Here is a 2,467-nt window from a genome sequence, read left to right on the forward strand (position 1 = left end):
AGACATAAACCACAGCAAAAAGTTACTCATAAATGATGAGGCCTCTTTACTCCACTAAAATGCTGAAATTTCGCTGAGGTACTGTTTTTGCTAACGGTTTTGCATATGATACGGCGGGTCTTGAGCGGCAGCATCGGCAGTGCCAACATTTTGCGTCAGCGAAAGTGGGAAGCGCCAGCGTGCGAATCAGCCGTGGGCAGTGGCGCCGCCACTACGTATGTATCCGCGTGACCAATTTACAATTATTTGTAAGAAATACAATTCACTTAACCATCAACCCGCTGTATTATATGCGTTGTTGCCCACAGTATTTTTCTTTCCGATATTTAATACCAACCCGTAAAAATGTTGAAAATTCCGTCCGCAATGTAATGCCAAAACGACTTTTTCTTCTTTTCAAAATTTGGGTCTTTTATCCAAAATCCGCAAACATTACAAATAACTTGATCTTTGTAAGTTGCTCTTCCATCCAATCCATCAAGCGAAGAAATCTCATCTTCCAATCCGAATTGTCCAGTATTATTTGTCCATTCAACTTTTTCAGTTCTAATTTTATCGGTTGAGCATCTTGGACATCTTATTTTTCCATTTTCCGTATCGCGTTTTGGATTAGTCGCAATCAGTTTTTCAATCCGCTGCTCAGTCAGTCCTTTATCCGCAATATATTTATTGATTTCGGATTGAGTTTCTGGCATGTAAGTTTTGAGTTTGAATTTGGCAAAATATGCTAATTCATAATCATCTAAATCAGTTAGAAATTTTATAACTCGGGTCATTTAGAATATTGTGGGCAACGGTATTGTATAAGGCACGTTGCTTTTTCGCAATGTGCCTTATGCGTTGTTGTGCGCTGGCTTTTATTTCTTGTTTATACAACATTTTTTATATTTTAATCCGCTACCGCAATGACATTTATCATTCCGTCCAATTTTTATATTCACATTGACCGGTTGTGGTTTTGTTTGTTCAATTAAAGTTTTGTTCTGGTTAAGTAACTGTTCAATTACTTTGTCCTTAATTTCGTCATCACTTCCTTTGAAATATGTTTGTTGCACTAAAATGGCTGCTGTCAAAATGGCTAAAATTGTAGCTATCCATTTGTGGATATCAATATCAGGTGCCTTTTGAATTGTTTGAGCATAATTAGGTGAAATCTTTTGTACTTCTTTTACAATTTCATCTTTTGATTTGGGATTTTCTTTAAATCCTAAAATCAATTGTTTCAGTTCAAGAAGTTTCTCTACCGATTCTTTTGGGCCTCGAACAAAAGATATTGCCTTATCAAAATATTCATAAACACCGTCTGGGACAAGTCCGCTTGAACCACAATTTGGACAAGGACCTAATCTTGTATTTTTAAATTCGATATTTGCAGAACCTGGTCCGCCAATTAGATTAGGTACAGAGAAAATTGTTCCGCACTTTTTATTTTCACAATAGGCAATTACTCCATTCATTTGTTTTCTTTAGTCTTGGTTTTCAGCTTGCGCACAACGGTCTCGGCTATGAGTAGTTGCGTGGTTTAGCAGATAACTTTGCAAGTACACACCAAACTGAAAATCCGCGAGGATTTTCAGAAGTAGGCGAGAACAAGCAATTACTTATAGCCATTGTTGTGCTTTCGTTATTTTCTGGTTTCTTCTAAAATTTCACTGATTAATTTATCCGTTTCTGCATAAACATTTTCCAAAAATTGCGAATAAAGTACTTTCTCATCAACTTGATTTTCAAATTTTAAATCATTAAAGAAACTAATATTGTTAAAATCCAAATCAGACTTTTTAATTGATATTCGATTATGGTTTACATTCCTCAATGAACCATAATTTTTGATGTAATCAACAATATCCTGCGAACTTTTTTCCATACGTCTATTCCATTCATTTACATTTTCAGATTGTCGTTCATATTCAAAAAGTAGTTCCTTTATCTTATTATTTTTAATTAATGACAATTTACCTGTGCTTTTGAGTTCGTTTAAGACAAAATTAGTCGGTTTCCAAGTTGGCCAAAAAAGTGAGGTTTCTATCAAGCTATCAATATTTGTACGGTTCAGTTCACTTTCTGATTTCCCCATCATTGAGAGTATTTTTAAACCTCCACGTTTTGTCCATTTCAATCCACCTAATGCTATATTTAGAGCTTTTTGATTAGATTCAAATTCCTGAATCAAGTTTTGGTTTATTTTGTTCAATTCCAAATTTGATTTTCGAACTTCATTTAAATTGTTGACCTGCAAAGCAATCAAAATCCCGATAACAACAAGGATAATCTCTCCGACGGCATAAATCAGATACTTACTGAATTTGTTATCAGAAAGAAGTCTTTGCCTAATTTTTCTAAAGAATTTTATCATTGGTTAGCGGTTTCTGATAATGAAGCACAACTGGTTTGCATATGAAACGGTGCGACTTTAGGGCGGCGCGCGTTGGCTAGAATCAATTTGCGGAGCAAATGTGGGAAGCGC

3 protein-coding genes are annotated in these 2,467 nt (G+C 35.3%); all 3 read right to left on the bottom strand.

The genetic code is table 11. The features are described from left to right. Positions 1-326 precede the first annotated feature (326 nt). On the bottom strand, positions 327-776 hold the full coding sequence (locus tag C8D94_RS15120; RefSeq protein ID WP_115124808.1) for a hypothetical protein: 450 nt from the start codon (positions 774-776) through the stop codon (positions 327-329). 81 nt (positions 777-857) lie between these two features. After that, positions 858-1,457, bottom strand: a complete 600-nt coding sequence (locus C8D94_RS15125) for an SEC-C metal-binding domain-containing protein (protein WP_115124809.1) — start codon at positions 1,455-1,457, stop codon at positions 858-860. A gap of 167 nt (positions 1,458-1,624) precedes the next feature. Next, positions 1,625-2,356: a hypothetical protein gene (locus C8D94_RS15130; RefSeq protein WP_115124810.1), complete on the bottom strand. Its 732-nt coding sequence runs from the start codon at positions 2,354-2,356 to the stop codon at positions 1,625-1,627. Positions 2,357-2,467: the final 111 nt, after the last annotated feature.

This window comes from Marinirhabdus gelatinilytica, assembly GCF_003353425.1.
GTDB classification, from domain to species: domain Bacteria; phylum Bacteroidota; class Bacteroidia; order Flavobacteriales; family Flavobacteriaceae; genus Marinirhabdus; species Marinirhabdus gelatinilytica.